23 protein-coding genes are annotated in these 26,711 nt (G+C 61.6%); 19 read left to right on the top strand and 4 right to left on the bottom strand.

Features of this window, described 5'->3' with window-relative positions; all coding sequences use genetic code 11:
• Positions 1-257: 257 nt before the first annotated feature.
• A complete protein-coding gene (locus tag RB216_RS15475) occupies positions 258-1,535 on the bottom strand; it encodes a serine/threonine transporter (protein ID WP_122684816.1) in 1,278 nt (425 codons plus the stop codon).
• 284 nt (positions 1,536-1,819) lie between these two features.
• Here RB216_RS15475 and RB216_RS15480 point away from each other — a divergent pair, with 284 nt between their 5' ends.
• The 5 genes from RB216_RS15480 to RB216_RS15500 all read left to right on the top strand — a co-directional run bounded on the left by RB216_RS15480 (position 1,820) and on the right by RB216_RS15500 (position 6,103).
• Positions 1,820-2,413 carry a TetR/AcrR family transcriptional regulator gene (locus RB216_RS15480; protein ID WP_308907511.1) on the top strand — a complete coding sequence of 198 codons (594 nt, stop codon included), beginning with the start codon at positions 1,820-1,822 and terminating at the stop codon, positions 2,411-2,413.
• Between the two features lie 184 nt (positions 2,414-2,597).
• On the top strand, positions 2,598-3,122 hold the full coding sequence (locus RB216_RS15485; RefSeq protein ID WP_122814566.1) for a cysteine hydrolase family protein: 525 nt from the start codon (positions 2,598-2,600) through the stop codon (positions 3,120-3,122).
• Positions 3,123-3,175: 53 nt separating this feature from the next.
• Positions 3,176-4,129 carry a 2-hydroxyacid dehydrogenase gene (locus RB216_RS15490; protein ID WP_028616457.1) on the top strand — a complete coding sequence of 318 codons (954 nt, stop codon included), beginning with the start codon at positions 3,176-3,178 and terminating at the stop codon, positions 4,127-4,129.
• A gap of 129 nt (positions 4,130-4,258) precedes the next feature.
• The gene (locus tag RB216_RS15495) at positions 4,259-5,326 is read left to right on the top strand and encodes a phosphotransferase family protein (RefSeq protein WP_308907512.1); all 1,068 of its coding nucleotides are present in this window, start codon (positions 4,259-4,261) and stop codon (positions 5,324-5,326) included.
• A 9-nt stretch (positions 5,327-5,335) separates the two neighbouring features.
• On the top strand, positions 5,336-6,103 hold the full coding sequence (locus RB216_RS15500; RefSeq protein ID WP_010210056.1) for an SDR family oxidoreductase: 768 nt from the start codon (positions 5,336-5,338) through the stop codon (positions 6,101-6,103).
• Between the two features lie 117 nt (positions 6,104-6,220).
• On the opposite strand, the gene RB216_RS15505 is transcribed toward RB216_RS15500, so the two are convergent.
• Positions 6,221-6,673, bottom strand: coding sequence for a carboxymuconolactone decarboxylase family protein (locus tag RB216_RS15505; RefSeq protein WP_028616460.1), 453 nt, complete (start codon positions 6,671-6,673; stop codon positions 6,221-6,223).
• A gap of 155 nt (positions 6,674-6,828) precedes the next feature.
• On the opposite strand from RB216_RS15505, the gene pdxR reads away from it, so the two are divergent.
• The 3 genes from pdxR (at position 6,829) to RB216_RS15520 (ending at position 9,125) form a co-directional block, all read left to right on the top strand.
• Positions 6,829-8,262, top strand: a complete 1,434-nt coding sequence (gene pdxR / locus RB216_RS15510) for a MocR-like pyridoxine biosynthesis transcription factor PdxR (RefSeq protein WP_122814565.1) — start codon at positions 6,829-6,831, stop codon at positions 8,260-8,262.
• Positions 8,263-8,345: 83 nt separating this feature from the next.
• A complete protein-coding gene (locus tag RB216_RS15515; protein ID WP_028616462.1) occupies positions 8,346-8,627 on the top strand; it encodes a putative quinol monooxygenase in 282 nt (93 codons plus the stop codon).
• A gap of 96 nt (positions 8,628-8,723) precedes the next feature.
• Complete coding sequence (locus tag RB216_RS15520) at positions 8,724-9,125, top strand: cupin domain-containing protein (RefSeq protein ID WP_068932782.1); 402 nt, start codon at positions 8,724-8,726, stop codon at positions 9,123-9,125.
• 121 nt (positions 9,126-9,246) lie between these two features.
• On the opposite strand, the gene RB216_RS15525 is transcribed toward RB216_RS15520, so the two are convergent.
• A complete protein-coding gene (locus RB216_RS15525) occupies positions 9,247-9,876 on the bottom strand; it encodes a DNA-3-methyladenine glycosylase I (protein WP_308907513.1) in 630 nt (209 codons plus the stop codon).
• Between the two features lie 217 nt (positions 9,877-10,093).
• Here RB216_RS15525 and RB216_RS15530 point away from each other — a divergent pair, with 217 nt between their 5' ends.
• The 4 genes from RB216_RS15530 to RB216_RS15545 all read left to right on the top strand — a co-directional run bounded on the left by RB216_RS15530 (position 10,094) and on the right by RB216_RS15545 (position 13,740).
• Positions 10,094-11,419: a C4-dicarboxylate transporter DctA gene (locus tag RB216_RS15530; protein WP_174890959.1), complete on the top strand. Its 1,326-nt coding sequence runs from the start codon at positions 10,094-10,096 to the stop codon at positions 11,417-11,419.
• A gap of 169 nt (positions 11,420-11,588) precedes the next feature.
• Positions 11,589-12,290, top strand: a complete 702-nt coding sequence (locus RB216_RS15535; RefSeq protein ID WP_028616466.1) for a FadR/GntR family transcriptional regulator — start codon at positions 11,589-11,591, stop codon at positions 12,288-12,290.
• Positions 12,291-12,307: 17 nt separating this feature from the next.
• Positions 12,308-12,991, top strand: a complete 684-nt coding sequence (locus RB216_RS15540) for a GntR family transcriptional regulator (protein WP_028616467.1) — start codon at positions 12,308-12,310, stop codon at positions 12,989-12,991.
• Between the two features lie 128 nt (positions 12,992-13,119).
• A complete protein-coding gene (locus RB216_RS15545; protein WP_308907514.1) occupies positions 13,120-13,740 on the top strand; it encodes a hypothetical protein in 621 nt (206 codons plus the stop codon).
• 54 nt (positions 13,741-13,794) lie between these two features.
• On the opposite strand, the gene RB216_RS15550 is transcribed toward RB216_RS15545, so the two are convergent.
• Complete coding sequence (locus tag RB216_RS15550) at positions 13,795-18,663, bottom strand: NAD-glutamate dehydrogenase (protein ID WP_028616469.1); 4,869 nt, start codon at positions 18,661-18,663, stop codon at positions 13,795-13,797.
• Between the two features lie 491 nt (positions 18,664-19,154).
• Between RB216_RS15550 and RB216_RS15555 the strand changes: the two genes are divergently transcribed.
• From RB216_RS15555 to RB216_RS15585, 7 genes are all read left to right on the top strand, one after another.
• Entirely contained in the window at positions 19,155-19,508 is a 354-nt protein-coding gene (locus tag RB216_RS15555) for a hypothetical protein (protein WP_028616470.1), read from the top strand.
• Between the two features lie 292 nt (positions 19,509-19,800).
• Complete coding sequence (locus RB216_RS15560) at positions 19,801-20,760, top strand: AAA family ATPase (protein WP_003174327.1); 960 nt, start codon at positions 19,801-19,803, stop codon at positions 20,758-20,760.
• Between the two features lie 5 nt (positions 20,761-20,765).
• Entirely contained in the window at positions 20,766-21,698 is a 933-nt protein-coding gene (locus RB216_RS15565) for a DUF58 domain-containing protein (RefSeq protein ID WP_068935907.1), read from the top strand.
• The gene (locus RB216_RS15570; protein WP_028616472.1) at positions 21,695-22,189 is read left to right on the top strand and encodes a DUF4381 domain-containing protein; all 495 of its coding nucleotides are present in this window, start codon (positions 21,695-21,697) and stop codon (positions 22,187-22,189) included. Before RB216_RS15565 ends, RB216_RS15570 begins: the two co-directional genes overlap by 4 nt.
• Entirely contained in the window at positions 22,182-23,270 is a 1,089-nt protein-coding gene (locus RB216_RS15575) for a vWA domain-containing protein (RefSeq protein WP_122814562.1), read from the top strand. The genes RB216_RS15570 and RB216_RS15575 overlap by 8 nt, the downstream gene beginning before the upstream one ends.
• Entirely contained in the window at positions 23,267-25,003 is a 1,737-nt protein-coding gene (locus RB216_RS15580) for a tetratricopeptide repeat protein (protein WP_028616474.1), read from the top strand. The genes RB216_RS15575 and RB216_RS15580 overlap by 4 nt, the downstream gene beginning before the upstream one ends.
• On the top strand, positions 25,000-26,640 hold the full coding sequence (locus RB216_RS15585) for a BatD family protein (RefSeq protein ID WP_308907515.1): 1,641 nt from the start codon (positions 25,000-25,002) through the stop codon (positions 26,638-26,640). The genes RB216_RS15580 and RB216_RS15585 overlap by 4 nt, the downstream gene beginning before the upstream one ends.
• Positions 26,641-26,711 lie beyond the last annotated feature (71 nt).

Below are 26,711 nucleotides of genomic sequence, written 5' to 3' on the forward strand. Positions count from 1 at the left end.
CGAACGCAGGCTTGAATCCGTGGGTAACCCGGCAGGACGCCGGGTTAGCCGCGCTGGGCCAAGGATGGCCCATCGCGGCGGCCCACGGATTCAAGCCTTCGTTACGGCACACCGAGCCTAGGCGAGGTGCCGAGTGTTGGGGCGGAGCGTTTTTGGTTACTTTTTGCGCTCTTCAAAAAGTGACCCGCTGTAAGAGCGGAACCAATTTTAGCCGTTACCGCAGCAACGGATATGTACACCAACAGACCACACCAACCTCAAGCAAAAAACGAATAAACCACCGCACTGATCGCCACCAACCCCACCGCCGTGACAAACACATTGGACGCCTGCCCACGGTACTTGGCCATGGCCGGCACCTTACGGATGGCATACATCGGCATCAGAAACAGGATCGAAGCAATGATCGGACCGCCCAGCGCCTCAATCATCCTGAGAATGCTTGGGTTCAACGTCGCAACGATCCAGCACACCACCAACATGAACGCCGCCGTCATCCGGTCCAGACGCTTGGCCTCAGGACGACGACCGGTCTTCAGCACCAGCCCCTTGAGGCCTTCACTCGCACCGATGTAATGCCCCAAGAACGACTTGGCAATCGCCACAAACGCGATCAACGGCGCTGCAAACTCGATGGTCGGATTATTGAAGTGGTTGGCCAGATACGACAGGATCGACAAATTCTGTGCCTTCGCCTCGGCGAGCTGCGCCGGCGACAGGGTCAGCACGCAACTGAACACGAAGAACAGCACCATCACCACCATCAGCAGATGCGCGCGAGACAGGATCTGCGAGCTGCGCTCATCAGCGTGGACGCCGTACTGGCGCTTCTGGTCCACCGCAAATGCCGAAATGATCGGCGAATGGTTAAACGAGAACACCATCACCGGAATCGCCAGCCACAGGGTATTGAGCAAGGCGGACGGCGCAGGCACCACGCTGGCAGTGCTGAGAATGCCGCCATTCCAGTGCGGGATCAGGTACACCGCCAGGAACAGCAACGCGACGATAAACGGATACACCATCAGGCTCATCGCCTTGACGATCACTTGCTCACCGCAACGCACCACGGCCAGCAAACCGAGGATCAGCACGAACGACAGGAGCGCCCGTGGCGGCGGCATGATGTGCAGTTGATGCTCCATGAAGCTGCCGACGGTGTTGGTCAACGCCACGCTGTAGATCAGCAGGATCGGAAAAATGGCGAAGAAGTACAGCAAAGTGATCAGCGCGCCGGCCTTGATGCCGAAGTGCTCTTCGACCACGTCGGTGATGTCGGAGCCTTCACGGCCGGACAGCACGAAACGGGTCAGGCCACGGTGGGCGAAGAAGGTCATCGGGAACGCCAGCAGCGCGAGGATCACCAGCGGCCAGAAGCCACCCAGGCCCGCGTTGATCGGCAAGAACAGCGTACCGGCGCCAATGGCGGTGCCGAACAGGCCAAGCATCCAGGTGGTGTCCTGGCGGCTCCAGCTTGTGAGGGTTGCAGGTGTCGTTGCATAGCGTTCGTCGACGCTATTGGCCTGATCATTCATCCGGTCGGATCTCCGCATTTACACGGCCGGGACGAGTCAGAAAAACCTGACAGGCAGCGCCCCGACCATAGAAGGGGCCGGATTGTCCGGGATTCTTGTGAATAAGCAAAGACTTAGCTGAGGAACGGTGGTGCGGTGCAGGCCCGCAGGGGCACCTGTATACGGCGGTATTCGGGGCGTGCGGCTGAATGTGAAATATACATTCCCGCACAAATCTATTTTAGAATCGCACGTGATCCTGTAGTTTTCATCCAGCATCCGCCGTTTATCCAGAGAGCCCTGCCATGCCTCGCGTTTCCCGCAAACAAGCCGAACTCAATCGCGAAATCATCGTCGAGGCTGCCACGCATCTGTTTCGCGAACGCGGCTTGCACGGCATTAGTCTGTCGGACGTCATGGCCGCCGCGGGCTTGACCCACGGCGGTTTCTACGGGCACTTCGCCTCCAAGGAAGCCCTCGCCACCGAAGCCTGCCAGCAGGCATTCGAGCAAGCGAACCTGGGCTGGCAGGCAAAAATCGATCACAGCGAAGATCAACAGGCTGCCCGCGTGGCCGTGATGGGGCCTTATCTGACAGCCACCCATCGCGACAACCCTGGCGATGGCTGCCCTGTGTCGGCCTTCGCCCCGGACATGTGCCATGAGCCCGCCGACAGCGCCTTGCAGCACGCCTTTATTGAGGGCGTCGAGAAGTCCCTGGAGGTCTTTGCGCAGATACAGGATGGAGATCGCCAGGCAATGCTGGCCAACTACGCGATGATGATTGGCGCAGTGACCCTAGCGCGTGCGACACGTGGCATTGAGCTGTCAGATGAGTTCCTGGTTGCTGCACGAAATGCCCTACTGGCCGTTGACAGCCCTTCCTCCGTCCCGGCATGATCAGGCCATGAACATTTTCCAGCGCTTCCTCACCCGCACCACCACCACGACCGCTTACGGCGGGTCGCGCGGTGGCTGTGAGTGCCTGAGCTAGACACTTCACAGATTCAACCCAAGGCCCCGCCAGCAATGGACGGGGCCTTTTTATTGCTCCGTCCATGTGGCTATCACAAGGAGCAACACCATGGCTGACGCCCTGCTGATCATCGACATGCAAACCGGCTTATACGATGGCCCGGAAAAACCCTTCGAGCGCGAACGCGTGCTCGCCACCCTCAACCTGCTGATTCAGCGTGCACGCCATGCTGGCGCCCCGATCTTCTTCGCCCGTCACACCGGCCCGGCAGGTTCACCGATTGAAGCCGGGAGCCCGCTCTGGCAGTTGTGGCATGAGCTTGAGGTGGATGAGTCCCGCGATCACCTGTTCAACAAGACCCGCCCCAGCTGCTTCCTGGGCACAAATCTAGAACAGCAACTGAGAGCAGCGCAGGTCAAAGACCTGGTGATCGCCGGTATGAAAACCCAGTTCTGCATCGACACTACTTGCCGGGTCGCCGTGGAATTAGGGTTTTCGGTGGCGCTACCGGAAGACGGCCATACCTGCATGGACACACCGGCACTCAAGGCCGAAGCGATTATCGAGCATCACAATGCGACCCTTGCCGGGGCGTTTGTGAAGCGTACATGCGCGGCCGAGGTCCGCTTCTGATCGCACAAATACGGCATACTCCCCCACTCAAACCCTTCAGGAAGAGCCTTCCGATGACCGCTACTGTTCTGGTCCTGGTTGAAACCATCAACGAATACCTGCCCATCATCGAGGGCAATGACTTTCATGTGATCCTGGCACCGACACCCGCCGAACGCGCCGAAGCCATCAAGGCCCATGGCAGCCAGATCAGGGCCGTGCTGACCCGTGGCCCGCTGGGCTTGTACGCCGAGGAAATCGCCGCCCTGCCCCTGCTGGAAATCATCTGTGTGATCGGTGCCGGCTACGAGCACGTAGACCTGCAAGCCGCCAGCAATCGCGGGATCGTCGTGACCAATGGCGCCGGGGTGAATGCGCCGTCGGTGGCCGATCACGCCATGGCACTGCTGCTGTCGCTGGTGCGCGGCATCCCGCAGACCGACGCCGCCGTACGACGCAGCGAATGGCCGAAAGTGATGCGCCCGTCCCTGGGCGGCAAGCAACTGGGCATCCTCGGGCTGGGTGCGGTGGGCCTGGAGATCGCCAAACGTGCAGCCCTGGGCTTTGGCATGGAGGTGAGTTATCACAACCGCCAGCCGCGCGATGACGTGGACTACACCTACTGCGCCACTGCGGTGGAACTGGCGCGCACCGCGGACTTCCTGATCCTGGCCACGCCCGGCGGCGCCAGCACCCGCCACTTGATCGATCGCCACGCCCTGGATGCCTTGGGCCCGAATGGCTACCTGGTCAATATTGGCCGTGGCAGCGTGGTGGTCACCGCCGACCTGGTCGCTGCCCTGGAACAACGCCGCATCGGTGGCGCCGCATTGGATGTATTCGACGACGAGCCCCAAGTGCCCGACGCCCTCAAGAAACTCAGCAATACCGTGCTCACCTCCCACGTCGCGGGCCTGTCGCCCGAAGCGGCCCATGACACCGTGCAGCGCGTGGCCGACAACCTGGTGGAATACTTCGCCGGTCGCCCCGTGCTCACGCCGGTTGCCCTGCCCTCGCCCACTAAATGACCGATCAGGCACGCTGATCATCGTCCAACACGCTAACCTATTAAACCGCCCCGACCTTGTCGCTGGGCGGTTGTGCGCATTAGATTAGGAAATAGTCCAAGGCCTTTAGAATAAGCAGAAGGGATAAGCATGGCGCTGAACGACCAATCGACCCAGATTCGCCCAGGCGAAGAACTTGATGCCAGCCTGATCGATCCCTACCTCAAGGCCCATATCCCCGGCCTGAGCGGCACGCCCACCATCAGCCAGTTTCCCGGTGGCGCGTCCAACCTGACCTATCTGCTGGAATACCCGGGCCAGGAATTCGTGCTGCGTCGCCCACCCTTCGGCCACAAGGCCAAGTCCGCCCATGACATGGGCCGCGAGTACCGCATTCTCAACCAGCTCAAAGATGGCTTCCCCTATTGCCCCAAGGCCTACGTGCATTGCACCGATGAGTCAGTGATCGGCGCCGAGTTCTATGTGATGGAGCGGGTCAACGGCATCATCTTGCGCTCCGACCTGCCACCTGAACTGGGCCTGGACGCCGCCAAGACCGAAGCGCTGTGCAAAAGCTTCATCGACAAGTTCGTCGAACTGCACCAGGTGGACTACAGCGCCTACGGCCTCGCCGACCTGGGCAAGCCGGAAGGCTATGTAGCGCGCCAGATCCTTGGCTGGAGCGATCGCTACGAAAAAGCCCTGACCCCCGACGCGCCGCGCTGGGAAGCGGTACGCGCCTGGCTCAACGACAAGATGCCCGCCGACCACCCAACCTCCAGCATCGTGCACAACGACTATCGCTTCGATAACGTGATCCTCGACCCGCACAACCCGATGCAGATCATCGGCGTGCTGGACTGGGAGCTGACCACCCTCGGCGACCCGTTGATGGACCTGGGCAACACCCTCGCCTATTGGATCGAAGCGGCCGACCCGGCGCCGGTGCAACTGATGCGCCGCCAGCCGAGCAACGCGCCGGGCATGCTCACCCGCCGTGAATTCGTCGACTACTACGCTGAACGCGCTGGTCTCCAGATCGACAACTTCGACTTCTACTACACCTACGGCCTGTTCCGCCTGGCCGGCATCGTGCAGCAGATCTACTACCGCTTCTTCCATGGCCAGACCCAGGACAAACGCTTTGCGCAGTTCATTCACATGAACACGCTGCTGGAGCAGATGAGCCTGAACGTCATCAGCAAATCGTCCCTTTAAGGAACCGCTATGTCCAAGACCCACCTGTTCGACCTCGACGGCAAGATCGCATTCGTTTCCGGAGCCAGCCGTGGCATCGGCGAGGCCATCGCCAAGTTGCTGGCCCAGCAAGGCGCCCATGTGATCGTATCCAGCCGCAAGCTGGAAGGCTGCCAGCACGTGGCCGACGCAATCATCGCCGATGGCGGCAAAGCCACGGCCGTGGCCTGCCATATCGGTGAAATGGAACAGATCACCCAAGTGTTCGCCGGTATCCGCGAACAGTTCGGGCGCCTGGATATCCTGGTCAACAACGCCGCGACCAACCCACAGTTCTGCAACGTACTGGACACCGATCTCGGTGCATTCCAAAAGACCGTTGATGTGAACATCCGTGGCTACTTCTTCATGTCCGTGGAAGCCGGCAAGCTGATGCGCGAGAACGGCGGCGGCAGCATCATCAACGTCGCGTCGATCAACGGGATCTCCCCCGGTGTATTCCAGGGCATCTACTCGGTGACCAAGGCCGCCGTGATCAACATGACCAAGGTGTTCGCCAAGGAGTGCGCAGCGTTCGGCATTCGCTGCAATGCCCTGCTGCCGGGCCTGACCGACACCAAGTTCGCCTCGGCGCTGGTGAAGAACGACGCGATCCTGAAAATGGCGCTCGCGCAGATCCCGCTCAAGCGCGTGGCCGACCCGAGCGAAATGGCTGGCGCGGTGCTGTTCCTGGCCAGCGATGCATCGAGCTACACCACCGGTGTGTCGCTGAACGTGGACGGTGGTTTCCTGTCCTGATCTCACAAACGACACCCCACCCTGTAGGAGCGAGCTTGCTCGCGAAGAAAGTCAGGCCACCGCGAGCCTCCAGACAGCACGCGTTATCGTTGACGACCTTCGCGAGCAAGCTCGCTCCTACAGAGGTGAGGCATTCGGCGGCTGCTGTCGAAAACTGACCGCCAGGCGGTTCCAGCCACTGATGCTGGACACCGCCATGGTCAGGTCTACCAGTTCCTGCTCGCTGAACTCCACCCGCACGGCGGCGAACAGTTCATCCGATACCACCGAGGTCGGCAGTGTCGCGACCGATTCGCTCCAGGCCAACGCGGCCTTTTCCCGCGCCGTGAAGAACGGCGAATCCCGCCAGACGCATAACGCGAACAAACGTCGCTCGGTCTCGCCGCGCTGACGTGCCGCCATCGAGTGCATGTCCGTACAGAAACCACAGTGGTTGAGCTGCGAGACACGGATCTTGATCAGTTCCAGCAAAGGCTTTTCGATGGACAAGCCGAAGGTCGTCGCCTCCAGCATCAGCATGCCTTTGAGCGCCTGCGGTGAGGCGGTGTAGTAATCCAGGCGGGGTTCCATGGGGATTGCTCTCTGGCGGTAGGTTCAATGACAGTCCAGCCTAGAACCCACAGGGCATAAGCCCTATAGCCAATCGGCCGGTTTATGCAGAGACCATTTTGAGCCTGCCACGCACGCGCGTACGCTTGGCGCAAAGTAAATGCCCGGAATAAGACATGGAACTGCACGTTGTGATCAACGGCCGTAAGGATCTGGCCGAACAGTTGTACCAACAGTTGCGTGAAGCCATTGGCTCCGGACGCCTGGCAGCCGGCGCGCAGTTGCCGCCCAGCCGCTTGCTCGCCGAGCAGTTGGGTGTGTCACGCAAGACCGTGTCGGACACCTATGCCACCCTGACCTACGAGGGATTGCTGATCGGCAAGACCGGTCGCGGCACCTTCGTCAACGCCCGTGCGCCACAGACCGAACGCCTGCAAACCGCCACCGACCTGGCCTGCGCCGCCAACTTGGCGAAGTGGCAATCACTGCCCTCGCCCATGCGCCACCCCACCCGCGACAGCACGCTGCGCTATGAATTTATCGGCGGCGCCACCAGCCGCAACCAGTTCCCCCAGGATGAATGGCGGCGCTGCACACAGGACGCTCTACGCCGCATCGCCCAAAACAGCGGTTTCTACAGCCAGCCCGAAGGCTTGCCGGCGCTGCGCAGTGCCATTGCCGGGCATATCGCGTTTTCACGCGGGGTCAACTGCCGTGACAGCGACATCGTGGTCACCAACGGCGCGCAGCAGGCGCTGGACCTGATCTCCCGTGTGGTACTGGAACCGGGCAGCATCGTCGCCATGGAAGACCCCGGCTACAGCCCCGCGCGCCAGATGTTCATGGCCATGGGCGCCCGTGTCGCCAGCGTGCCGGTGGACGAACAGGGTATACGCGTCGACCAGATTCCCGACGGCACACGCCTGATCTACGTGACGCCCTCCCACCAGTTCCCGCTCGGCATGCCGATGAGCCTGCCGCGCCGTGAAGCCTTGCTGGCGCGGGCGTTCGAACTGGGCGCGATCATTATCGAGGACGACTACGACAGCGAGTTCCGCTACGAAGGGCGACCTACCGACTCCCTGCAAAGCATGGACACCCGTGGCGTGGTGACCTACGTCGGCACCTTCTCGAAAACCTTGCTGCCGGAGCTGCGCCTCGGTTACGCGGTGCTGCCACCCGCGATTTATGGCGCAGTCCTCAAGGCCAAGCAGCTGACCGACCAGCACAGTTCCACACTGCCGCAATGGGCCCTGGCCAAGTTCATCAGTGAAGGCTACCTGCTCAAGCATATCCGTCGCTGCCACACGGTCTACGCCGGGCGCCGTGAACGCATCCTGCAACGCCTGGCGGGCGACTTGTCGCCGTGGTTCGAAGCGGTACCAACCGTGGCCGGCTTTCACATGGCCGCGCTGTGCAAGGTGCCGGTGAACATTCCCCTGCTGATGGAACTGGCACGCCAGGTAGAAGTGGGCTTGTATCCCCTGGATGTGTTCTTCCACGATGTGCCGGTCCGCCCGGGGCTGATCATCGGCTTCGGCGCCATCGAAACCCTGGACATCGACCCGGCGCTGGACAAGGTGCGAGACATTCTTCAGCAGATTGGCTAGTGGATTTTCCGCCGGATTGGTCATTGGTCCTGGCTCAGTCAGGCTCTAGCCTGTGCACTGACCCGACCTCGGAGACCATCGCCATGCCAGCCTGTGCCTTCAACACTGTCCATGTCCGTGCAGTAGCCGGGCGCTCAGCGGAACTGGGCGAGCGCCTGCAGCAGATAGGCGACGCCGTGCGCACCGCCCCCGGCTGCCTGGACTACAGGGTGCACCGCGACCCGATAGACCGCGATCTGTGGATCGTCACGGGTCATTGGGCCTGTGCCGAGCAGCTCAGCGCACACTTCGCATTACCGGCCCTGCAAGGCTTTATCGAATTGACCCGTGAACACCTGGCCCGTCGCCTGGATTTCGACCACTGAAGTATTGGTCTCCTGGTCTTAGCCAGGATTGGTCATTGGTCACCCAGGCCTTGCGGCGTAGGGTGAAGAAGTCTTGAACTACTCGGAAACTTCGCCATGAAACGACTGCTCGCCGCCTCCCTGATGCTCGCCTCGCTCAGCGTCTTTGCCCACGAACCGGTGTACAACCAGGAGTCGATCAAGGTTCTGCAAGAACACGCTTTGACCAATGTACCCGGCAAGAAAACCATCATGCTCACCGTAGACTACGCCCCCGGCCAGGCCACCGTGCCCCACAGCCACACGGGTACGGCCGTGGCCTATGTGCTGGAAGGCGCGATTACGTCGCGGGTGAATGATGAGAAAGCGAAGACCTACCAGGTCGGTGAATCGTTCTACGAACCTGCGGGCTCGCGGCACTTTGAATCGAGCAACGCCAGCCAGACAAAACCGGCCAAGTTGCTGGTGGTGATGGTACTGGATGACAAAGCTGAGGTGCTTACCCCCCTTCCAAAATAACAAACGTTTTAGGAGCCGGCTTGCCGGCGATCACGGTGGTTCAGCCAACACATCTGTGCCTGATAGACCGGTATCGCCGGCAATCCGGCGCCTACAGGTTCAAGCGAGTAGCGTCAGTGACTCAGGGGCGTTTGAACTGGCCGCGCAGGTTTTCGATCTGCGCGCGACACGCGCAACCCTCAAGATGATCATTGACCATCCCCATCGCCTGCATCAACGCGTACATTGTGGTCGGCCCCACATAGGTCCAACCACGCTTCTTCAAGGCTTTCGACAAACGTACCGAAGCCGGTGATGTGGGGTTGCCCGTCCAATAAGCCATATCCACTTGTGTCGGGCGCTCATCTTCAATGGGCTCAAACGCCCACAACCAGCGTGCCAACGAACCCGACTCGTCCACCAGCTCACAAGCCCGGCGCGCATTGTTGATGGTGGACACAATCTTGGCCCGATTACGCACGATGCCCGGATCCTGCATCAACCGTGCGATATCCGCCTCGCCATACTGCGCGACCCGGCGAAAATCAAAACCCTCGAACGCCACCCGAAACTGCTCACGCTTGCGCAGGATGGTGATCCACGCCATGCCCGCCTGGAAACCCTCCAGGCAGATCTTCTCGTACAACTGGATATCATCCGCCACCGGCACGCCCCACTCCGAGTCGTGGTAACGCGGGTATTCCGGCGCCGCTGTGCGCCAGGTGCAGTAGGTCTGCCCGGTTTCGTCAGTGGTCAGTCCTGGTGTGTCCATCCATCACCTCATGTGCCGAGCGGCGGATGATAAGCGAAAAATTTTCCCTCGCGCCAACCGCTCAAGCACCACCCTTACCGACCAACTGGTCAGACCGGGACCTGTCAACCGCCAAATAATTGCTTGTGATTTCAAAAATACCGGGCGTAGACTGGCCGCGCACTGGACTTACCGGTAAGACCACAACAATTAAGCCCTGGAACCACCAGGGCACCGAATAGAGATCCCTCCCATGCTCAGATGGTGCTCGCGTTCGATTTTCCTGCAAGTCGTGATTGGCCTGATGCTCGGCATCCTCTGCGGTCTGGCCCTTCCCGAATTCTCCTCGCAACTCAAACCCCTGGGTGACGGCTTTATCAAGCTGATCAAGATGCTGATCGGCCTGATCGTGTTCTGCGTGGTGGTCAGCGGCATTTCCGGCGCGGGCGACCTGAAGAAAGTCGGACGCATCGGCCTCAAGTCGGTGATCTACTTTGAAATCCTGACCACCGTCGCCCTGGTGATCGGCCTGGTGATGGCTTTCAGCACCGGTATCGGCCAAGGCGCCAATATCCACCTGGAGCAGTTGTCGTCCGCCGGCCTCAATGAACTGGCCGACAAGGGCCAGCACATCCGCGGCACTAGCCAGTTCCTCATGGACTTGATCCCCAACTCGGTGATCGGCGCCTTTGCCGACAATAACGTGTTGCAGGTGTTGCTGTTCTCGGTGCTGTTCGGCAGTGCGTTGAATCTGGTGGGCGAAGCCGCCTCGGGCATCTCGCGGCTGATCAATGAACTGAGCCATGTGATCTTCCGCATCATGGGCATGATCGTGCGCCTCGCGCCCATCGGTGTGTTCGGCGCGATTGCCTTTACCACCAGCACCTACGGCCTGGATTCCCTGCAACACCTGGGCAGCCTGGTGGGATTGTTCTACCTGACCTGCTTTGCCTTCGTCGGGCTGATCCTCGGCCTGGTAATGCGTCTGTCGGGCCTGCGCATGCTGCCTTTGCTCAAATACCTGCGTGAAGAGCTGCTGATCGTGATGGGCACCGCCTCCTCCGACGCCGTGCTGCCACAGATCATGCGTAAACTTGAACATCTGGGCATCGGCAGCTCCACCGTGGGCCTGGTGATTCCGACCGGGTATTCGTTCAACCTCGACGGGTTCTCCATCTACCTGACCCTGGCCATCGTGTTTATCGCCAACGCCACCGGCACGCCGCTGTCGATGACTGATCTGATGACCATCCTGCTGGTATCGCTGATCACCTCCAAAGGCGCCCACGGGATCCCCGGGTCAGCGCTGGTGATCCTGGCGGCGACGCTCACGGCAATTCCGGCGATCCCGGTGGTGGGCCTGGTGCTGGTGTTGGCGGTGGATTGGTTCATGGGCATCGGTCGCGCATTGACTAACCTGATCGGCAATTGCGTCGCCACCGTGGCCATCGCCCGCTGGGAAAAAGACATCGACATCCAGCGCGCCAACAAGGTGCTCGACGGCCAGCAAGGGTATGCCTTCCAGGCCAAGAAACCGGTACTGCCCGCGCACCAAGAGTTCTGACCGATTTCATGAGCGACACCGTTCAAATGTGGGAGCGGGCTTGCTCGCGAAAGCGCTGGGTCAGTCACAGATGGATTGACCGAATGACCGCATTCGCGAGCAAGTCCGCTCCCACAGTTAAAAGTCGCCATGCTCGCTAATGTAGTCGCAACATAAAGGAGAGGTAGACGTGATCAGCACCTCAACCGTCGTCAATTCAGTGGTAGAAAAACTCCGCGCCGCCCTGGCGCGGGGTCAGTGGCGCCGTGGCGAAATGCTCCCCGGTCAGCGCGAACTGGCCGAACAGATGGGCATCAGCCGCCCCAGCCTGCGTGAAGCGGTGATCGTACTGGAAACCCTCGGGCTGGTGCGCTCCATGCCCGGCAAAGGCGTGGTGGTGCTGGAAACCAGCGTCAGCGAGCCGCAATCCAGCGACGCCGTGGCCGACGCCAGCCTGGAAGACATCCTGCAACTGCGCTACACCCTCGAACCCTTCATCGTCGGCCTGGTGGCCCAGTCCATCAGCAGCAAGGAAGTCGGCCAACTGCGCCTGACCCTGATGGACATGCGCGAAGCCCTCGACGCGGGTGACGCAGAGGCCGGAATGAATGCCTACATAGCTTTTCACGAAGAACTGTTCGCCCTCACCTCCAACCCGATCTTCCAGAACGTGGTGCAACAGACCAGCAACGCCCTCAAGCAAAGCGCCCAGGTACTGCGCAACTCGCCAGAACACCTGGCAGAGCGCCTGCAGGAAAACGAAGCCGTGGTGCGCGCCATCCGCAACAAGAACAGCGCCCTGGCCAGCGCCGAGATGCGTCGGCACATCCTTCAGGAAGGCTTGCGCATGGGCATTCGCTTGAACATCCCGGACGACCATCTGGGTAGCTGATTTTTTGGAGACAGGCCATGACCGCCCACGCCTTGCACTACGAACCTATCCTCCCGACCCTGCGCCTGGTCGCCGGTAAAAAGCCTTCGGTCGATGACATCTACCCGCGCCTGTTCGACGCCATTCTTGAACAGCGTATCGCCCCGGCCAGCCGCTTTACCGAAGAAGGCCTGGGCGAGATCTTCGGGGTGAGCCGCAGCGTGATTCGCCGCGTATTGGCAAAGCTGTCCCATCAGCAAGTGATCATTCTGCGTCCCAACCAGCGCGCCCAGGTGGCTGCGCCGGATGCGCAGCAAGCCCGGGAAATCCTGGAAGCGCGGCGGCTGACGGAGATCACCGTGGTGCAATTGGCCTGTGCGCAGGCCACGTCGACGCAAATCCGGCATCTACGCGAACTGATTGCTCAGGAACGCGAGCATATTGAACGGGACCAACGCGGGCCAGCCATTCGCCTCTCCGGAGAATTCCACCTGCAACTCGCAGCGATGGCGCGTAACGCGCCCTTGGCGCAATTTCTCAACAGCCTGGTGCCGTTGACCTCCTTGATCATTGCCCAGTACGAAGCGAAGGCGTGCACCTATTGCGCGTGGCAAGAGCATGAAGCGATTGTGGATGCCGTAGAACAACGCGATGTGAACAGCGCAATAAACCTGATGACCCAACATCTGGATCACCTGGAAGCCAAATTGCTCAGCCACTAGGACCAGATGGCCCACCCTGACTGACTACAATTACAACGCTGATTTACGAAATCACCGACAGCACGGACGGTTATAGAACTGCAAAACTGCGTTCATTCCTAAAGCCTTGGACACGGATGAATAGCACTATGCACCCCCTCACTTTCGCACTGGTCACTGGCCTGGTCATTACGCAGTTCAGTGCCAATCTACGGGCCGGCGACGCGTTAACTGCCGGGACTGACATCATCACCCCGGCAACCCCCGTGTGGTTGGTTGAACAACCCTACGCGGATAGCCCGATGCTGACCGCCCGCACCTTCGGTGGCAGCGCTTACGGCGACTACCACGTCAAGGCCAGCCTTGAGATCAGCTGTTTCCCAAAGAGCCCGACCGCCAGCATTGCACTGCAAATCACACCGGAATCACTGGGCTTTGACATCGCGCCATTCGAAGGACCAGACGCCAGCGCAAATGGGCCATTGCGCATCACTACTGCAACACGCACGGCCATCGATCACTCGGTAAACGGCGTCTGGACTTACGGCGGTGCATTCCAGATCGGTACGATATTTGCGCTCAGTGCTACTGTTCCGCACGACGAATTAGCCTATTGGGCCAGCGATGCCTCACGCGGCCAGACACTAAAACTCTCAATAGCGCCCGCCAAAGAGGGTGGCAAACCGCTGACCGCAACGTTCTTGTTGCCTACAAACAACAACGGCTTGAAAAGAGTCATCCAGCCGTGCCTGGCCAATGCCAGTTTTTAACCGAAAAAAAAGCCCCGTATCTCAGGATACGGGGCTTTTTGTCTTACAGCTGAATCACGCCGGTTGCAGCACCGACTGACCGCTCAACGCCAGGTCCAGCAACTCACGGTTGGCCACCGCGTACATGGCGTAGTCCGTACCCACAGCGGCACGGATTTCCACCATCATCGCCACCCAACGCTCTGCCATGTCCTTGTGCTGCTCAAGCCACAGGGCCACGCGGGCTTCCATGTCTTGTGGCGCGTCGGCCATTTGCAGCACGGAGATGGTGATCGCGCGTTGCTGCCAGTCCACGTCATCGCGGAAGGCTTCACGGGCCTGGGCCTGCCAGTTGTTGGCCACCGGCAGATCGCTGATCTGCTGCAGGTACCACGGCAGGTCCAGGGCGCTGCCGACGGCGAAGTAGGCCTTGGCTACTTCAGCGGCGTCATGCCCGGTCACGTCGGCGGCTTCGATGATCGGCAGCAAGGTGTACAGGTGAGTAGTGCCTGCAACCATGCGTGCCAACAACTCCGGCACACCGGCTTCGGTGTACTTGCCGTAACGGTTCTGCCAGCCTTCGCGGGTCGGGCCTTCCAGCAGTTCGTCGAGCTTGAGGCCCAACGCCGCCAGGTGCGGACCGAAGTGCGCGGTGTCACGCCCAGCGTCCTGCTCGTTGCGACGGCTGCGCAAGAACCAGCGCGTCGCGCGGCGGCCCAGGCGCATCAGTTCGTCCATCAACTCCAGTTGCACGTCAGCGGAAACCTGGTGGTCCAGGGCTTCAATCTGACGGAACCAGTGCGGGAGGTGGAAGATGTCACGCACGATCACATAAGCGCCAGCAACGTTCGCCGGACTCATGCCCGTTGACTCCTTGAGTCGTTGAACGAAGGTGATGCCCATGTGGTTGACCAGGTCGTTGGCGATCTGGGTGCTGACGATCTCACGCTTCAGGCGGTGGCGACGCATGGCCTCGGAGAACTTGGCGACCAGGCTCGGTGGGAACGCGGTCTCCATGTCACGGGTCAGGTAGTCATCATCCGGCACCAGGGACTTGAGCAGCGCTTCCTTGAGGTCGATCTTGCTGTAGGAGATCAGCACCGACAGCTCCGGACGGGTCAGGCCCTTGCCATTCGCGGCGCGCTCGGTGAGCTGCTCCTCGGTCGGCAGGTACTCGATGGCGCGGTCCAGCTTGCCACGGCCTTCCAGGTCGCTCATCAGGCGCTTGTACTCGGCGGCACGCTCGTAGGCACGGCGCGCAGCCAGGGACAGGGCCTGGGTCTGCTTGTAGTTGTTGCCCAACACCAGGTTGCCGACTTCGTCGGTCATGCTCGCCAGCAACTGGTTGCGTTGCTTGTCGGTCATGTCACCGGCCTGCACCACTTCGTTGAGCAGGATCTTGATGTTCACTTCATGGTCGGAGCAGTCCACACCACCGGCGTTGTCGATGAAGTCGGTGTTGGAACCGCCGCCATTGAGGCCGAATTCCACACGACCCAGCTGGGTCATGCCGAGGTTGCCGCCCTCGCCTACCACCTTGCAGCGCAGCTCGTTGCCATTGACGCGCAGCGCGTCGTTGGCCTTGTCGCCCACGTCGGCATGGCTTTCGGTGCTGGCCTTGACGTAGGTACCGATGCCGCCATTCCACAACAGGTCCACCGGCGCCTTGAGCAAGGCGTTCAGCAGTTCGGTCGGGGTCAGTTTGTCGGCCGAGATGTCGAAGCGCTCTTTCATCTGTGGCGAGATGGCAATGCTCTTCGCGCTGCGCGAGAAGATACCGCCGCCTTCGGACATGATGCTGGTGTCGTAGTCGGTCCAGGCCGAACGTGGCAGCTCGAACATGCGCTGGCGCTCGACGAAGCTGGTGGCCGGGTTCGGGTTTGGATCGATAAAGATATGCAGGTGGTTGAACGCTGCGACCAGTTGCAGCTTGTCGGACATCAACAGGCCGTTACCGAACACGTCACCGGCCATGTCGCCGACGCCCACCACGGTGATGCTGTCTTCCTGCACGTTGATACCGCGCTCACGGAAGTGACGCTGCACACCGACCCACGCGCCCTTGGCGGTGATGCCCATCTTCTTGTGGTCGTAACCGGCGGAACCACCGGACGCGAACGCATCGCCCAGCCAGAAGCCGTAGTCGATGGCGATGCCGTTGGCGATGTCGGAGAAGGTCGCAGTGCCCTTGTCCGCTGCGACGACCAGGTACGGGTCATCGTCGTCATGGCGCACGACGTTGGCCGGCGGCACCAGGGCGCCGTCTTTCAGGTTGTCGGTGATATCCAGCAGGCCGGAAATGAAGATGCGGTAGCAGGCGATGCCCTCGGCCGCGATCTCGTCCCGGCTGCCGCCCAATGGCAGGCGACGCGGCAGGAAGCCGCCCTTCGCACCCACGGGCACGATGACCGAGTTTTTCACTTGCTGGGCTTTTACCAGGCCAAGCACTTCGGTACGGAAGTCTTCTTCACGGTCGGACCAGCGCAGGCCGCCGCGCGCGACGTTGCCGAAGCGCAGGTGCACACCCTCAACCCGTGGCGAGTACACGAAGATTTCAAACTTCGGCACTGGCTTAGGCAATTCAGGGATCGCGTGCGGGTTGAACTTGAAGCTGAAGTACGACTTGTTCTGGCCGTTGGCGTCGGTCTGGTAGAAGTTGGTGCGCAGGGTGGCCTTGATCAGGTCCAGGTAGCGACGCAGGATGCGGTCTTCGTTGAGCACCTGGACGTCGTCCAGGGCGGTGAGGATCGCTTGCTCCAGGCGTTGCTGCTTGTCTTCCAGGTCTTCGGCGGTGAGCTTGCGCGCCAGGTAGAAGCGGGTCTTGAACAACCGGGTCAATTCGCGGGCGATGTCGGTGTGGTTGTTCAGGGTGCTGGCGATGTAACCCAGGTCGAAGCCCAGGCGGATCTGCTTCAGGTAACGGGCGTAGGCACGCAGCAGCGCCACGTCGCGCCATGGCAGGCCGGCGGTCAGTACCAGGCGGTTGAACGCATCGTTTTCGGCGTCGCCATGCACGATGTGCACAAACGCGTCCTGCAGGGTGTCGTTGAGCTGCTGGATGTCCAGGTTCACGCCTTCGGCGGCAATGAACGCGAAGTCATGGATCCAGAACTCACGGCCATTGGCATGGCGCAGACGGTACGGGAATTCACCCAGCACACGCAGGCCGAGGTTTTCCAGGATCGGCAACACGTCGGACAGCGCCAGCGGGGTGTCGGCGTGGTAGAGCTTGCAATGCAGCTCGCGCTGGCCGGAAACCTGGCCCAGCGGCTGGTAGAAGCTCATTACCAACGGGTTGGCTTCGGTCAGGCTGAGCAGGTGCTGCATGTCGACCACGGCCGAATGCGCAGCGAAACGCTCGCGGTAACCGGCCGGGAAGCCTTTCGGGAAGTCCGCCAGCACGTTGGTGCCATGGGCCTCGCCGAAGCTTTCCACCACCAGGCTGGAATAATCGTCCTGCCAGCTGCGGCAAGCCTGTACCACTTCTTTTTCCAGTTGCAGCGGGTCGATGTCCAGGCGGTTCTTCGGGTCAACCCGCAGGATAAGCTGTACACGGGCCAGCACGGACTCGGAGAAGAAAGTCCAGAACTCGCAGTCCGACGCCTTCAGGCGATCCATCAGCACTTGCTGGATCTTCTGGCGCACTTCGGTGGAATAGATGTCGCGTGGCACATAGGCCAGGCAGTAGCAGAAACGACCGTAAGGGTCTTTGCGCAGGAATACGCGGATCTTGTTGCGTTCCTGGATCTGTACGATCGACATCACGGTGCTGAACAGTTCGTCGACCGGGGTCTGGAACAAATCGTCGCGTGGCAGCACTTCAACCACCTGCGCCAGTTCCTTGCCCAGGTGAGCCTTGGGCTGGAAGCCGGAGCGGCGTTCGATTTCCGCGACCTTGCGACGGATATACGGAATCACCCGCACGCTTTCGCCATACACCGACGAGGTGTACAGGCCCATGAAGCGGTGTTCCTTGATCACTGTGCCGTCGGCGCTGATCTCACGGATCGACACGTAGTCCGGATACGCCGGGCGGTGTACGCGGCTCGGGTGCGCCGCCTTGGCAAACGACAGCACGGTCGGCTCACGCAGGTAGGCCACGGCATAGTCTTCGATGCGCAGGTCGTCGGCGGTGAGGCCGGCGCGCAACAGTTTGGTCAGGCCGAGGAACGAATCGGCGTCATATTCGATATGACCGCCATCCGCCTCGTCACGTACCACGAATTCTTCATAGCCGAGGAAGGTGAAGTGGTTGCCCACCAGCCATTCCAGGAAGTTCTTGATCTCGGCCTTCTCTTCGCCGTCGATGCTGAACTGGCTCGCGTCGATACCGGCCAGCAGGTCCTGGACCTTGGCTTTCATCGGTTCGAAATCAGCCACGGCCACGCGTACTTCGCCCAGCACCTGCTCCAGCTCTTTGCTCAGCACGTTCAGTTCGGCGGCGTTGGCGCAGCGGTCGATTTCCAGGTACATCAGCGATTCTTGCAGGATGCCTTCGCCCTGGGTGCCTTTTGGCAGGATTTCCACCAGCTCGCCCTTGGCGCCACGGCGTACGCTGAGCACGGTGGTCTGCAAGGTGTGGATGCTGTAGCCGCGGCGGTTCAGCTCGGTACGGACCGAGTCCACCAGGAATGGCAGGTCATGGTGCAGCACTTCGACCGCAGTATGGGTCGACTGCCAGCCATGACGTTCGTAATCGGGGTTGTAGACCCGCACTTGCGGTTGGGTATGGTCAAAGCGCTCAAGCAGGCGCCACGCAGAAAGAGTGCAACCGGCCAGGTCGGAAAGGCGACGCTGGGTCAGTTCGTCCAGGGAAATGATGCCGAAAAATTGTTCAGCGAACAGCGCCACTTGTGGCAGTGCCTGTTCACTGATGTGCTGCGCCAGTGCCGCTTGCAGTTGATGCTGGAAGTCGGCCTTGCTGGCTGCGGTGAAGAACGCCATCTGTGGTACTCCGCTTGGGCTTGTTATTGATGGAAGCGTCGCGTGTTATCCCCTTGCGGGGAGACCGTCAGCGCTGTTCGCTGGTACTGATATAAGCACACTAGCGAATCAGGGTGACAGGTGAGTGAAGCTGGACAAGACAGTCAGGTCACATACAACTTCCATTGGACATACGCCTTGCCAGGCGACGGTACGACGGGCAGGTCAGGTTCCCGGCACAGGGCACATCCGTTGCGCAGCTTAACGAGTGTGGGAAGCCCGCTGCTTGCGACGCTGCGACATATTCGGTCATCGGTAAGCAGGCACTGGGTTGCTACTTGGGCAACCCGCAATATCCGGCAAAGAAACCGGCTATTTCAACGCCCGCGAGTACCAGAAATGACTGATAGTGCCCGTCAGGTCATGCACTGGGTCTGACACAGGATGCAGCACAAAATTCGCCGCAATGGCACAATTGCCCGCATTACGCCCTACCCCAGACAGGATTCCCCATGCTGCAGCTGAAAACCGACGCCCTGATGGTCACCCCGTGCGATGACGAAGAAGACAACATGGCGATGCTCTGCTGCCACGGCAAGAACGGCGAGATGTTCATGCTGACCCGCTACCCGGATGAGGACGAAGTGGAACTGACCTGGGATTACGAACCGTCGACCCTCGACGGGCTGAAAGTCACCCTGGGCGCCACGACCCTGCTGGTTGAACTGGCCGCAGGTGATGCCGATGCCCTGGGCGGCAAGGACCAGTTGGAGATCACCCACGCCACGGCCGCCTCCGACCTGGACGAGGTTGAAGAGACCTTGCAGAACATTCTCAACGGTACCGGCACCTTCACCCGGATTTAAACCGCACCAACGATAAAATGTGGGAGCTGGCTTGCCTGCGATGCGGGCGACTCGGTCTATCAGTCAGACCAGGGCGATGCCATCGCAGGCAAGCCAGCTCCCACAGTAACGGTGTTCGCAACAGAAAGTACGCGTGCCTCTGTTTGTGCGTTACACACAAAAATCCTACAAGTATTGCCAAAAATACCCGTTACTCCGTTAGTCGCCGCCCCCCTCGATGCATTAAAGTAGACGCCCCAGGCCTTGGCATTTTTCACGATGCCCCGACTCATCTCTTCAGGAACCGTCATCGATGGAACATCGTGAAGCGCTGCTTGCGCTGCGAACCTTTCTTTCTACGCAGATTCTCGGCCAGGAAAAACTCATCGATCGCTTGCTGATCGCCTTGCTCGCCGACGGCCATATGCTGGTGGAAGGTGCGCCAGGCCTGGCCAAGACCAAGGCCATCAAAGAGTTGGCCGAAGGCATCGAAGCGCAGTTCCATCGCATCCAGTTCACCCCCGACCTGCTGCCCGCCGACATCACCGGCACCGAGATCTATCGCCCGGAAACCGGCAGTTTCGTGTTCCAGCAAGGGCCGATCTTCCACAACCTGGTGTTGGCGGACGAAATCAACCGCGCCCCGGCCAAGGTGCAGTCAGCCTTGCTGGAGGCCATGGCCGAGCGCCAGGTCAGCGTCGGGCGCAGCACTTACGACCTGTCGCCGCTGTTCCTGGTGATGGCCACGCAAAACCCGATCGAGCAGGAAGGCACCTACCCGCTGCCCGAAGCCCAGCTCGACCGTTTCCTGATGCATGTGAAAATCGGCTTCCCGGACGCCGCCGTCGAGCGACGCATCCTGCAACAAGCCCGTGGCGAAGCGCTCAACGGCGAAACCAAGCCAGAGCGGCGTGTCAGCCAGCAGGCGATCTTCGCCGCGCGCAAGGAAATCCTCGGCCTGTACATGGCCGACGCCGTGGAGGAATACCTGGTGCAACTGGTGATGGCCACGCGCACCCCGGCCAAGTTCGATCCGGAAATGGCCGAGTGGATCGCCTACGGCGCCAGCCCACGCGGCTCCATCGCCCTTGACCGCTGTGCCCGCGCCCATGCCTGGCTGGCCGGTCGCGACTTCGTCAGCCCGGAAGATATCCAGGCGGTACTGTTCGACGTGCTGCGCCATCGCATCATCCTGTCGTTCGAGGCCGAAGCCGCTGGCATTGACCAGGACCGTGTGGTGCAGCGCATTCTCGACGTCGTTGCCGTCGCTTGAAACCCATGAACGCCGGTGATGGGATCCGCGCCACGCTCAGCGAATTGATCGAGATGCGCCATCGCGTGCGCGAAGTGCAGCTGTTTTCCACGCCGAGCCAGCGCAGCCCATTGATCGGCCTGCACCACTCCAAGCTGCGCGGGCGTGGCGTGGACTTCGACCAGGTGCGCGTGTACCAGGCCGGCGACGATGTGCGCACCATCGACTGGCGCGTCACCGCACGCACTCAGGAGCCGCACACCAAGCTGTTCCATGAAGAACGCGAGCGTCCGATCTTCATCATGGTGGAGCAAAGCTGCCGGCTGTTTTTCGGCTCGGGGCAGATGTTCAAGTCGGTGCTGGCCGCCCAGGCCGCCAGCCTGATCGGTTGGGCCGCGCTGGGGCATAACGACCGTGTGGGCGGGCTAGTGTTTGGCGACAACGAGCATTATGAAATCAAGCCGCGCCGCAGCAAGCAAAGCCTGCTGCAACTGCTCAACCGCCTGGTGCGCGTCAACCAGAGCCTGAGCACCGAGAGCCGCCCCGAAGCCGACGCCCTCGGCATGGCCCTGCGCCGTGGCCGCGAGGTGTTGCGCCCTGGCAGCCTGGTGATTGTGATCTGCGACGAACGTGCGCTGACCGAAGGCGCCGAGCAACAGCTGAGCTTGCTGTCGAGACATTGCGATTTGTTGCTGCTACCGATTTCCGATCCACTCGATCACGCCCTGCCTGCCGCCGGGCTGCTGCGTTTTGCCGAGCGCGGCGCCCAGCTGGAACTGGACACACTGAATTTCGACCTGCGCCAGGCCTACAAGGCCCAGGCCGAAGCGCGCATTGCGCGCTGGGAGCTGCTCGCGCAGAAACTGCGCGTGCTGTTGATGCCCCTGAGCACCCAGAGCGAAATGGTCGAGCAACTGCGCGAATACCTCAACCCGCAACGCCCGGTTAAAAAACAATGAGCAGCCTCGACCAACTGCAACCGCTGATCGCCCCACCCGCCATCGGCTTCTGGCCGCCCGCGCCGGGTTGGTGGCTGTTGCTGCTGGTGATTCCGCTGCTCGGCTGGGGCCTGTGGTCACTGCGCCGCTTTCTGCCGACCCGCCGCCCCATCGCCCGTGCCGAACAACCGCTGGACCCGCTGCGCATCGCCGCCCTGGCAGAGCTTGCGTTAATGCCCAAGCCTTACGATGGCGCGCCCGCCGGTGCCTGGTTGCAACAGCTCAATGGCCTGCTCAAGCGCTTGTGCCGCAACGACTACCCCTACAGCCAGAGCCACACCCTCAACGGCCGCAAATGGCTGGCATTCCTCGACAACCGCTGCCCCGCTGCCGGCCTCACGCGCTGGATGGTATTGGTAGAAGGTGCCTATAAACCCGAATGCAAACTCGACGACAAGGCCATCGCCGGCCTGACCCAAGCCGTCGACACCTGGATTCGCAAACATGTTTGAGTTCGCCTGGCCGTGGATCTTTGCCCTGTTGCCCTTGCCGTGGTTGATGCGCCTCGTGCTGCCGGCCGCCGACAGTGGCGAGCCCGCGTTGAAAGTCAGCTACCTCAGCGACCTCGAAGGACTGGCCCGTCGCCGCGCCCGCGTCAACCTGCCCGGCTGGCGCCAGCAAGCACCGTTCGTGGTGCTGTGGTTGCTACTGCTCACCGCTGCCGCGCGCCCGGAATGGCTCGGCGAACCGCTGCCAATCGCCGCCAGTGGCCGTGACCTGTTGGTGGCAGTGGACGTTTCGGGGTCCATGGATTTCCCGGATATGAATTGGCAGGACGAGGACGTGAGTCGCTTGAGCCTGGTCAAGCACCTGCTCGGCGATTTCCTTGAGGGGCGCGAAGGTGATCGCGTCGGCCTGATCCTGTTCGGCAGCCAGGCATATCTGCAAGCCCCGTTGACTTTTGACCGCCGCACCGTGCGCACCTGGCTGGACGAAGCGCGCATCGGCATTGCCGGCAAGAACACCGCGATTGGCGACGCCATCGGCTTGGCCCTCAAGCGCCTGCGCCAGCGCCCGGCGCAGAGCCGCGTGCTGATCCTGGTCACTGACGGCGCCAACAACGCCGGGCAAATCGACCCGCTGACCGCCGCGCGCCTGGCGGCTGAAGAAGGCGTAAAAATCTATCCAATCGGCATCGGTGCCGACCCGGAGCAAACCGGCTCCCTGGGTATTCTGGGCGTCAACCCGAGCCTCGACTTGGACGAACCTGCACTCAAGGCCATCGCCGAAGCCACCGGCGGTCAGTACTTCCGCGCTCGCGATGGTGAAGAGCTGCAAGCGATCAAAGAGACGCTTGACCAACTGGAGCCGGTCGAACAGCAACCCACCCAAGCACGCCCGGCCCTGGCGCTGTACAGCGCGCCACTGGCCCTGGCCTTGGTGCTGAGCATGTTGCTGGTGATTCAAGAACGCTGGCCGAACAACGCGCTGCAACGGCTGTTCAACAAACTATCAAGCAAGGGGATATTCCTGCAACAACACCCTGAGTGGCGTCAGCGCCTCAAGCGTCTGCGTTTGCGGAGGCGTCGATGATCGACCTGTGGCCGCACTGGTTTCGTCCTTGGTGGTTGTTGCTGCTGCCGTTGCTTGGCTGGCTGCTGTGGCACCTGTGGCACCGGCAAAAACGCGCTGGGCGCTGGCAGATGATCCTGCCGCCGGCCTTCCACGCCGTGCTGCTCAGTGGTGGCAACGGCCGTGAAAGCAAATCACCGTGGATAGTGCTGGGTATTGCCTGGCTGCTGGCCGTGCTGGCATTGCTCGGCCCGAGCTGGCAGCGTGTGGAGCAGTCCAGCCAGAAGCCTTCCGACCCGCTGGTGGTGTTGCTGGAACTGACCCCGGAAATGCTTGCCACCGACAGCCCGCCCAACCGCCTGGAGCAGGCACGCCGCAAGCTGTACGACTTGTTGCAGGCGCGTACCGATGCGCAAACCGCCATCGTCGTGTATGCCGGCAGCGCACACACCCTGGTACCGCTGTCGGATGACCTGGCTACCAGCCGCAACCTGCTGGAAGCCCTGCGCCCGTCGATCATGCCTGAGCCGGGCCATCGCGCCGACCTGGCCGTCGAGAAAGCCCTCGGCCTGCTCAAGCAAGGTGGCCTCGGCCAGGGTCGCCTGCTGCTGATTGGCTCCTCGCTGTCCAAACAGGAACGCCAGGGCATTCGCCTGTTGCTGCAAAGCGCCCAGGCGCCCACCCTGTCGATTCTGGGCATCGGCAGCCGTGAAGGCACCCCTGTGACCCAGGAGAGCGGCGAATTCCTCAAGGACGAACAAGGCGCGATCCTCGTCCCACGCCTCGATAGCCCGACACTCAAGGCCTTCGCCAGTGAAATGGGCGGCCGCTACCGCGCTGCGCGCCTGGACGACAAGGACCTGCGTCAACTCGGCGTGCTCGACCCGCCACAAACCCTGCGCAACGACGGCCAACTGCTGCACCTCGACACCTGGGCCGACCAGGGTTACTGGCTGCTCCTGCCCTTGTTGCTACTCGCTGCCTGCGCCGGGCGGCGTGGCTGGTTGTTCTGCCTTCCGCTGCTGCTGTTGAGCGCGCCGCAGCCCAGCTACGCATTCGGCTTGCAGGACTTGTGGTTGCGCCCCGACCAGCAAGGCCAATACCTGCTGAAGAAAAAACGCCCCGCCGAAGCCGCCGAACACTTCCAGGACCCGCAGTGGAAAGGCGTGGCGCTTTACGAGGCCGGCAACTATGCCGAGGCGATCAAGCTGTTTGCCGAAGGCAATGACGCCTACTCCCACTACAATCGAGGTAACGCCCTGGCCAAGTCCGGTGAGTTGGAAGCCGCCATCGACGCCTACGAACAGGCCCTGGAAGCGCAACCCGACCTGCAACCGGCGCTGAAAAACAAGGCGTTGGTGGAAGCCCTGATGCAGGAACAGGCCGAACCGGAGCCCACCGAGCCTGCAAAGAACGAGGATGACGAAACCACCCAACCCGGCCAAACTGCGCAACCGGGCGCCAGTGGGCAAAACGCTACGGGGGGCGAGCCGCCGTCCCAAGGCCAGGGAGCCGGCACTGACGACACCCAGCCCGGCAACACACCGCAAACCACGGGTAACGAAGTGCCGGGCAGCGAACTGGGTGACGAACAGACCACCACCCCGCCGCTACGCCCTAATGACGCCAGTCTCGACGGTGAACACCGCCAGGCCCTGGAGCAATGGCTGCAGGAAATCCCGGACAACCCCGGCGAACTGCTGCGCCGCAAATTCTGGTACGAACAGCAACAACATCAGGACAAGACTCGATGAGCCGCCGCACCACCCTACTGCTCCTGCTCGCCCTCTCGGCAGGCCACGCCCAGGCGGCGACCCTGTCCGCCAGCGTCGACCGCAGCCGCGTCAACTCCGGGGAAACGGTGGAACTGACGGTGGAATCCAGCGACGTCACGCAGTTCGGCAAGCCCGACCTGTCGCCGCTGGATGCGCAGTTCGAAGTCAGCGGCACGCGCCAGATCAACCAACTCACCACCCTGGGCGGCGATAACCACGCCACCACACGCTGGATCATCACCCTGTTGCCCAAGGAAAACGGCACAGTGGTCATCCCGCCCCTGCAAGTGGGCGAATACAAGACCCAGCCGATCAGCCTGCAAGTGGTAGAAACCGCCAGCCAGAACACCGCCGCCGAGCTCGCGCCGGTGTTTGTCGAGGCCAACCTCGACCAGACCAGCGTCTACGTCCAGGCCCAGGCGCTGTTGACCGTGCGCGTCTACCACTCAGTGTCGCTGTATGACGACAGCAGTCTCACACCCTTGCAAATTGCCGATGCGCGCGTGGAGCAGCTGGGTGAGTCGCGTACCTACGAAAAGGTCATCAACAGCATCCGCCACGGGGTGATCGAAACCCGCTACGCGATCTATCCGCAGCACAGCGGCACCCTGGCGATCCCGGCGCAGACCTTCAGCGCGACGCTGGTGGAGTCGCGCCCGCCCCAGGAAAACACCCTGCAAGGCACCAAGCCCGGCAAGCTGATCCACGTCAGTTCTGCGCAGTTGCCGCTGGTGGTCAAACCCAAGCCCGCGCTGTACCCCGCCGATACGCCATGGCTGCCGGCACGCAGCCTGACCCTCAGCGAACACTGGAACCCAGAGCCTGAGCATGTGCAGGTCGGCGACTCCCTGACCCGCAGCCTCACGGTCAAGGCCGAGGGCCTGTCCAGCGCGCAACTGCCGGCGCTGCCCAGCACCGAGATCAACGGCCTGCGCCGCTACCCGGACCAACCGTTACTCGGCAACCAGACCAACGACCGTGGCCTGATCGGCAGCCGCGAAGACCGCGAAGCCCTGGTGCCCACCCGCGCCGGCAGCCTGGAACTGCCCGCCGTGGAAGTGGTGTGGTGGAACACCCATGAAGATCACTTGGAGCGCACCAGCCTGCCGGCGCGCACCGTGCAAGTTGCGATCAACCCGAGCCTGGCAGTGGACACGCCCGCCACCCCCACAGTCATCACCGCGCCGGACGATGAACGCCTGTGGCTGTGGCAACTGAGCACGTTGGTCCTTGCCTGCACGACCCTGCTGGGTTTTGGCCTGTGGTGGCGTGCACGTCGACAACCGGCCGTGCTACGCGCCGCGCAAACCGGCCCGAGCCCACGCACCTTGCTCGACGACCTCAAACGCGCCACCCAGGCCAACGACCCGCATGCCACCCGCCAGGCGCTCGACGCCTGGGCGCGGCAGCAACCGGAAACACTCGCGGATATGGCGGCGCGGTTTGTGCCGCTGTCGGATGCACTGGATGGGTTGAACGGCGCGCTGTACAGCGAGAGTGGGCATTTCTGGCTGGGTGAAGATCTATGGCGTGCGGTGAAGGCCATTCCGGTGGCTGAGCGCGAGGTGGACCCGGCGACGGATACCACCAGCTTGCCGCCGCTCTATCCCAAGTAACGCGGATCCAACCAACACCACAAAACCCTGTGGGAGCTGGCTTGCCTGCTCCCACAGGGGATCTAGCGTTT

The organism is Pseudomonas canadensis (assembly GCF_030980095.1).
In the GTDB taxonomy this organism is placed as follows: Bacteria; Pseudomonadota; Gammaproteobacteria; order Pseudomonadales; family Pseudomonadaceae; genus Aquipseudomonas; species Aquipseudomonas canadensis.

Coding starts and splice junctions, on each gene's coding strand:
- RB216_RS15480 (WP_308907511.1), top strand. CDS start 1,820: ATGCCTCGCGTTTCCCGCAAACAAGCCGAACTCAATCGCGAAATCATC.
- RB216_RS15550 (WP_028616469.1), bottom strand. CDS start 18,663: ATGGCGTTCTTCACCGCAGCCAGCAAGGCCGACTTCCAGCATCAACTG.
- RB216_RS15505 (WP_028616460.1), bottom strand. CDS start 6,673: ATGGAACCCCGCCTGGATTACTACACCGCCTCACCGCAGGCGCTCAAA.
- RB216_RS15540 (WP_028616467.1), top strand. CDS start 12,308: ATGACCGCCCACGCCTTGCACTACGAACCTATCCTCCCGACCCTGCGC.
- pdxR (WP_122814565.1), top strand. CDS start 6,829: ATGGAACTGCACGTTGTGATCAACGGCCGTAAGGATCTGGCCGAACAG.
- RB216_RS15575 (WP_122814562.1), top strand. CDS start 22,182: ATGTTTGAGTTCGCCTGGCCGTGGATCTTTGCCCTGTTGCCCTTGCCG.
- RB216_RS15545 (WP_308907514.1), top strand. CDS start 13,120: ATGCACCCCCTCACTTTCGCACTGGTCACTGGCCTGGTCATTACGCAG.
- RB216_RS15520 (WP_068932782.1), top strand. CDS start 8,724: ATGAAACGACTGCTCGCCGCCTCCCTGATGCTCGCCTCGCTCAGCGTC.
- RB216_RS15475 (WP_122684816.1), bottom strand. CDS start 1,535: ATGAATGATCAGGCCAATAGCGTCGACGAACGCTATGCAACGACACCT.
- RB216_RS15585 (WP_308907515.1), top strand. CDS start 25,000: ATGAGCCGCCGCACCACCCTACTGCTCCTGCTCGCCCTCTCGGCAGGC.
- RB216_RS15525 (WP_308907513.1), bottom strand. CDS start 9,876: ATGGACACACCAGGACTGACCACTGACGAAACCGGGCAGACCTACTGC.
- RB216_RS15485 (WP_122814566.1), top strand. CDS start 2,598: ATGGCTGACGCCCTGCTGATCATCGACATGCAAACCGGCTTATACGAT.
- RB216_RS15490 (WP_028616457.1), top strand. CDS start 3,176: ATGACCGCTACTGTTCTGGTCCTGGTTGAAACCATCAACGAATACCTG.
- RB216_RS15570 (WP_028616472.1), top strand. CDS start 21,695: ATGAGCAGCCTCGACCAACTGCAACCGCTGATCGCCCCACCCGCCATC.
- RB216_RS15565 (WP_068935907.1), top strand. CDS start 20,766: ATGAACGCCGGTGATGGGATCCGCGCCACGCTCAGCGAATTGATCGAG.
- RB216_RS15555 (WP_028616470.1), top strand. CDS start 19,155: ATGCTGCAGCTGAAAACCGACGCCCTGATGGTCACCCCGTGCGATGAC.
- RB216_RS15515 (WP_028616462.1), top strand. CDS start 8,346: ATGCCAGCCTGTGCCTTCAACACTGTCCATGTCCGTGCAGTAGCCGGG.
- RB216_RS15500 (WP_010210056.1), top strand. CDS start 5,336: ATGTCCAAGACCCACCTGTTCGACCTCGACGGCAAGATCGCATTCGTT.
- RB216_RS15560 (WP_003174327.1), top strand. CDS start 19,801: ATGGAACATCGTGAAGCGCTGCTTGCGCTGCGAACCTTTCTTTCTACG.
- RB216_RS15580 (WP_028616474.1), top strand. CDS start 23,267: ATGATCGACCTGTGGCCGCACTGGTTTCGTCCTTGGTGGTTGTTGCTG.
- RB216_RS15495 (WP_308907512.1), top strand. CDS start 4,259: ATGGCGCTGAACGACCAATCGACCCAGATTCGCCCAGGCGAAGAACTT.